Below are 6,200 nucleotides of genomic sequence, written 5' to 3' on the forward strand. Positions count from 1 at the left end.
CGCCTTGAGAGGAAGGTGCTCTGATCAAAACTAATATTGAAAAAGGATACCCAAGATATTGTATGTATGTTTTTTATATAGGTGAAATTTTATAACAAAATCTTTATTTCATAGCACATACAAAAGAAGCACACAAATAAGTGTGCTCTAGATAAGAAAGGTAAGAATCTTATGAGTGGCGATTCTTCATACAATAACATATGCTTGTCCAGCTTAAATGTGAGTAGTTTTTAATAAAAACGCTATTTGGTATCTGATTATTTTTCATTCAATGGATAAATAAATATTTTTTAATTATAAATTCGAATTGTATAGAAGGTAAAATTCTATAAATATAGAATTTTACCTTTGAGAAAGTTTGTATTCGAGGAGGAAATAATATGTTTATTTATCAAATTGATGAAAATATTACATTAAAGAAATTAGAATTAAAAGATGCAAAAGAGTTATTTGAACTTATATATAGCTCGAGAAATTATCTGCGTGAATGGCTTCCGTGGGTAGACACAAATCAAACTGTAGAAGATAGTGAAGAATATATTAAATCAACGTTGCAACAATATGCAGAAAATAGTGGATTGCGTGCAGGTATTTATTACAAAGGTAATTTGGCGGGGGAAATTGGATATTATGGTATTAATTCACTCCATAAGTGCGCTTCTATAGGGTATTGGTTAGGAAAAGAATTTCAAGGTAAAGGATTAGTGACAAAAGCGTGTAAAGTACTACTTGAATATGCTTTTAGAGAATTGAATCTTAATCGTATTGAGATAAGGGTAGCTTCTGAAAATTATAAAAGTAAAGCAATTGCAAAACGATTAGGTTTTACGTATGAAGGTTGTATAAGACAAAACATGTGGTTATACGATCACTATGTAGACCACATTGTTTTTGGAATACTGAAAGAAGAATTTAATGTTAGTGAGGGAGATTCATTTTGTATACATGTCGAATCATGAAAGGATAGTAGGTAATTAAACAAGATATGAAATTCGTAAAAATATAATAAAAATTTCATTTTGTAGAAATAAGGAAACTAAAAAAGAGCACCATGCATCAGTGCTCTTTAAGATAGGAGGTAACTCTCTGAAAGGAACGGCTAGATTAGAAATATATGATGTGAAAAAGAAATAAGAACAAAATTTTATTATTGATTTAATACAAAAGAGCAGCTAGCAAAAGCTAACTGCTCGGCTCTCGACCAAGAAAGCTAGAGTGGGAAAAACCGGCTTTTTAAAGCCTTATTTATAGTGTTAGATAATTTTTAGAATTTTATTCGCTTAAAAACATAAAAAGAGCAGCCAGCAAAAGCTAACTGCTCAGTCTTAAAGAAGATCTATATGGTTACAGCACATTAAAGATGGGTTATCTATAGTATGGACGGAATATTGAGCTTTATTCAGGGGTGGTTCCAAAAAAATGACATACCACCAAAATATAAAATTATTAAAAGGACAATTACTATGAAAGTAATTAAAGAAACTTTCTTCCAGGAATTTTTCATTAGTAGACCTCCTTTATGAAGAATATTAACACTTTATAAGAAACTGAACAAAATACTCCTTTTAAAGTGAAAGCAAACTGAATATAGTCCGGCTAGAAAACTAGAGGACACCAATTCATTAAAGCGGCAATTAAAGCTGTTTTAGGGATAGGTGTCCTTTTTATTTTTGAAAAGGGAGATGGGGAAATGAAGGCGCTAAAAGATCAGTTACGCGAATGGAAAAAGCAATCAAAACAAGCTAAAAAGAAAAATAAGAAAAAACGAAAAGAGAAATTAAGCACTCGTGAGATTGAGGATTTAATGGGGATGCATAGACCTTGTTATGAACGCAGACGTGGGGCAATAAGACAAAAGTAATTTAAAAATAAAAAGGAGTGGTCTTACATGACTAAACAATTATCTTTCTTACCAAAAATTGATAGAACAGCAACGCAGAAAAAATTAGAAGGTGTTCTCGAAAATGTACGTTTATATAGACAGTTTGGAATGATGCGTGAAGAAATGAAAGTCACTCCTTCTTATGAAATTAGATATCACGGACCTACAAATGATGTAGGAAAGCCATTAGAAGATGTAGCGATGGCTAATATACAACAAAGTAAACGAGAAGAGTGGATTAAGAAAACATCATTTCGTATCGATCAATTCCTAAATCGTTTGGGTAATGGGCGTGCAGGAGAAGATCAAAGAAATATTATCATTAAGCGTTATTTAGAAGATGAAGATGTATGTGATTATATGGTTTATAACGAAATTGGTATGAGTGAGCGCACGTATCGACGTGTTAAGGCTAGAGTGTTTTATAAACTTGCTTTTGCTCTTAGATTAGAAGTTTACGAGACAGAAGAAACTGGAGGGATTGAATAATGAATTTTGTTCAGCCAATACGTGATCCAGAGCAAATACAGCAGTTAAAAGATTATTTTAAGGAAAAGAGTTTACGTAATTACATTCTTTTCATTATGGGCATTAATACAGGTCTCAGAATCTCGGATATTCTAAAACTGAAGGTAGGGGATGTCAAAGGCAGTCATATATCTATGAGAGAAAAGAAAACAGGGAAACAGAAACGAATACAAATTACTGCAGCATTGAAAAGAGAGCTTAAATGGTTTATCGAAGAAAGAAAAGATAATGAGTGTTTATTACAAAGTAGACAAGGTAGGAATCGTCCAATCGGTCGTAGCATGGCATATAAGATACTAAGTGGAGCGGCGGCAGAGTTCGGATTAGATGAAATAGGAACACATACATTAAGGAAGACCTACGGGTATCATATGTACATGCAAACAAAAAACATAGCATTACTCATGGAGATATTCAATCACTCGTCAGAGAAGGTCACGTTACGTTATATAGGGGTAAACCAAGATGCAATGGATAAAGCAATGACTAGGTTTAAAATCTAAGCATTGCTTTTTCTTTTTAAATCTAGGGGTATTGTAGCATTTTGAAGAAAACTCATGCTAAGAGTATGCAAGATTTTTTAGAGTTCTAGTAACAAACAAGAACTCTAAAACTGCTCTAGGATAGGAATGTATAAAAAAATGTATAGATCCATAGAACCCAAAAAGAAAGTTCCTTGGTGAGAGTATAGTTTCCTCCCTTTTCCTTGCTACCGATAATAATGCATTATGTTAAAAAAGCATGTATACGATATACAAAACTAAACATATAAAACTAGTTTATAAAAAAGATTCTTTATATATAACATGCGTCATAAAAATGATATAACGTTTTTTTATTACTTTTATTTTATGCATTTATTAGTTAGGATAAAAGTTTTTGGAGGTGAATCATGTTTAATAAAAAGAAATGGGATGGTCTTATACCGGATGATTTATTAAGTGCCCCTGCAGTAGATCCAAATTTGATTGGTCCTACATTACCACCTATTCCTTCTTTTACTTTACCAACAGGCCCAACAGGCTCAACCGGACTAACCGGCCCAACAGGCTCAACCGGCCCAACAGGCTCAACCGGCCCAACAGGCTCAACCGGACTAACAGGCCCAACAGGTTCAACAGGCTCAACAGGCTCAACCGGACCAACAGGGTCAACGGGGCCAACAGGGCCAACGGGATCAACGGGAGATACTGGTCCAACAGGGCCATCTGGAGGGCCACCAGGACCGACAGGACCTACCGGGCCATCTGGAGGACCACCAGGTCCAACAGGAGACACTGGACCTACGGGAGACACCGGACCTACGGGAGACACCGGACCTATGGGAGACACCGGACCTACGGGAGACACTGGACCTACGGGAGATATTGGACCTACAGGACCAACCGCGACAATCTGTATTAGAACTGATCCTGATAACGGCTGTTCTGTGGCAGAAGGAAGTGGTACGGTTGCAAGTGGATTTGCCTCCCATGCTGAAGGTGATACAACACTTGCACAAGGAATTGCTACTCATGCGGAGGGATGTACCACCCAAGCGTTTGGGGACTGTTCCCATGCTGAAGGATCGAGCACAACAGCAAGTGGAGGTGTCTCCCATGCCGAAGGAGTAAACACAATAGCAAGTGGATTTGCCTCCCATGCCGAAGGATCCGGCACAACAGCAAGTGAACCTGGCTCTCATGCTGAAGGATCGAACACAAAAGCAAGTGGAAATACCTCCCATGCCGAAGGGTCGAACACAACAGCAAGTGGATTTATCTCCCATGCTGAAGGAGCAAACACAATAGCAAGTGGATTTATCTCCCATGCTGAAGGAGCAAACACAACAGCAAGCGGATTCGCCTCTCATGCTGAAGGAAATGGAACAACAGCAAGTGGAGATCTCTCTCATGCTGAAGGAAGTGGTACGGTTGCAAGTGGATTTGTCTCTCATGCGGAAGGAAGCGTCACAACAGCAAGTGGAGATTTCTCTCATGCGGAAGGCTCAAACACAACAGCAAGTGGAAACCACTCCCATGCCGAAGGATTGAGCACAACAGCAAATGCAGATTTTTCCCACGCTGAAGGGGTTAATACCATTGTAAATGTGGCTCATACAGGTTCTCATATCATGGGGCAAAATGGAAGCACAATATTCCAATTTTCTTGGCATTTGGCGAATGGTCTTGCTGTTGGACCATCATTAAATTCCGCTATAATTGAAGGGGCAACAGGAAACCTTTACCTCGACGGTGTTGTATTGTCCCCTGCTGCTGCGGATTATGCAGAAATGTTTGAAACCATTGATGGAAACTCAATTGATGTTGGATACTTTGTAACTTTAGATGGAGACGGTGACAAAATACGAAAAGCAAATGCAAATGATGATTATGTTCTGGGGGTAGTGAGTGCAACACCAGCTATGATTGCAGATGCAAGTGATTTACGCTGGCATAATCTCTTTGTAAAAGATGAATGGGGCAGAACTCAATATCATGAAGTTGTTGTACCAGAGAAAAAAGATGACGATGGAAGAGTGATCCATCCATCCTTTACAAAAAACGAACCTATATTAAACCCTGAATGGGACTCCTTGCAAGAGTATATCCCGCGTTTACAAAGACCTGAATGGGTTCCTGTTGGTCTTGTTGGAAAACTTCTAGTTCGAGATGATGGAACATGTCGACCGAAGAAATATTGTAAACCTAATAATGAAGGTATCGCAACTGCATCAAGTGAAGGATATCGAGTAATGAAACGCACAGGACCAAATCAAATTATGATTTTAGTTCGCTAAAAGACAAACGATCATATATATTATGATGATTTTCACTTCCAATAACAAAAATTATGTAAATAAGCTGCCCACATGGACAGCTTATTTTATTTTTTTACATAGCGTAGGCTATTTTGAAAAATGCTGGTGGTATCCTTATACAGTTACTCATAATTTTCGTACTTTGTAACTCAAAAGAGAAAGTGAAATGAAATCAATGATATCAAGGGATTCAGTGATAGGATCAGTTACACACAATATAAGATATGGGTAACTCATTAGAAGAAGCTGTATAAGGACAAGTGATAGTGAAAAGAAAAAATAAGTGGCAGTAACGTGACCGCTTTTTGACCGCGAATGTGCCGGTTGTTTTGGAAACAGCGTGATATATTTGTATTGTGAGAAGTGGCGGAAAACAAAACTCATAAAGATACTTTTATAACATACTAAACAGCTTTAAAATGGGGGTACATAAAACCTGAAATCAGCATATTATACCGTTAATGAGGGATACTTTTTTTATTCTTCCAGTTACTTAATAAAATTTGTGTTGCAAGTGAAGGAAACAACATTAGGTGACTGGAAGAATAAAACTGCATTTACCTTATTTAAATTACAAAGTAAAAAGTAGTGATATAGCATTCATGCGTGTGCTTTTTATTTTGGGGACGGATAGGTAATAAAGGTTATTGTATAAAACGTATAACAATCTTATATTAGCTTGATTTTGAGGAAGAGTTATTTTTATTTGAAAAATACAATGCTTCTTTTGACTATTCTTCTACATTTAGTATAAATATAGTGAATTTCAGGAGGGGAATAAATGAGGAAAGAGAATGAAGTGAAGGGGTATGAATTTTTGCATAGTGCTGCAATAGATCCAAGCTTAGTTGGCCCTACCTTTTCACCTATTCCTCCGTTTGTATTACCAACTGGAGCAACCGGTTCAACTGGAGCAACAGGCCCAACTGGAGCAACAGGTCCAACCGGAGTAACCGGTTCAACCGGAGTAACAGGCCCAACTGGAGCAAC

6 protein-coding genes are annotated in these 6,200 nt (G+C 37.1%); all 6 read left to right on the plus strand.

All coding sequences use genetic code 11. The features are described from left to right. Positions 1–380: 380 nt before the first annotated feature. The gene (locus DPQ31_RS12940) at positions 381–959 is read left to right on the plus strand and encodes a GNAT family N-acetyltransferase (RefSeq protein WP_087969236.1); all 579 of its coding nucleotides are present in this window, start codon (positions 381–383) and stop codon (positions 957–959) included. Between the two features lie 731 nt (positions 960–1,690). Beyond that, the gene (locus DPQ31_RS12945; protein ID WP_098627887.1) at positions 1,691–1,861 is read left to right on the plus strand and encodes a hypothetical protein; all 171 of its coding nucleotides are present in this window, start codon (positions 1,691–1,693) and stop codon (positions 1,859–1,861) included. Between the two features lie 27 nt (positions 1,862–1,888). After that, positions 1,889–2,371, plus strand: coding sequence for an ArpU family phage packaging/lysis transcriptional regulator (locus DPQ31_RS12950; RefSeq protein WP_208732009.1), 483 nt, complete (start codon positions 1,889–1,891; stop codon positions 2,369–2,371). Then, positions 2,371–2,913 (plus strand): site-specific integrase, encoded by a 543-nt coding sequence (locus tag DPQ31_RS12955; protein WP_208732010.1) that lies wholly within the window; start codon positions 2,371–2,373, stop codon positions 2,911–2,913. Before DPQ31_RS12950 ends, DPQ31_RS12955 begins: the two co-directional genes overlap by 1 nt. 389 nt (positions 2,914–3,302) lie before the next feature. Then, a complete protein-coding gene (locus DPQ31_RS29690; RefSeq protein WP_208732011.1) occupies positions 3,303–5,189 on the plus strand; it encodes a peptidase G2 autoproteolytic cleavage domain-containing protein in 1,887 nt (628 codons plus the stop codon). Between the two features lie 802 nt (positions 5,190–5,991). Beyond that, positions 5,992–6,200 (plus strand): exosporium leader peptide-containing protein (locus tag DPQ31_RS12965; RefSeq protein WP_395934775.1); only part of this gene is annotated, 209 nt, incomplete at its 3' end.

This window comes from Bacillus sp. COPE52 (assembly GCF_003355115.1).
Classification (GTDB): Bacteria; Bacillota; Bacilli; order Bacillales; family Bacillaceae_G; genus Bacillus_A; species Bacillus_A toyonensis.

Coding starts and splice junctions, on each gene's coding strand:
- DPQ31_RS12950 (WP_208732009.1), top strand. CDS start 1,889: ATGACTAAACAATTATCTTTCTTACCAAAAATTGATAGAACAGCAACG.
- DPQ31_RS29690 (WP_208732011.1), top strand. CDS start 3,303: ATGTTTAATAAAAAGAAATGGGATGGTCTTATACCGGATGATTTATTA.
- DPQ31_RS12940 (WP_087969236.1), top strand. CDS start 381: ATGTTTATTTATCAAATTGATGAAAATATTACATTAAAGAAATTAGAA.
- DPQ31_RS12955 (WP_208732010.1), top strand. CDS start 2,371: ATGAATTTTGTTCAGCCAATACGTGATCCAGAGCAAATACAGCAGTTA.
- DPQ31_RS12945 (WP_098627887.1), top strand. CDS start 1,691: ATGAAGGCGCTAAAAGATCAGTTACGCGAATGGAAAAAGCAATCAAAA.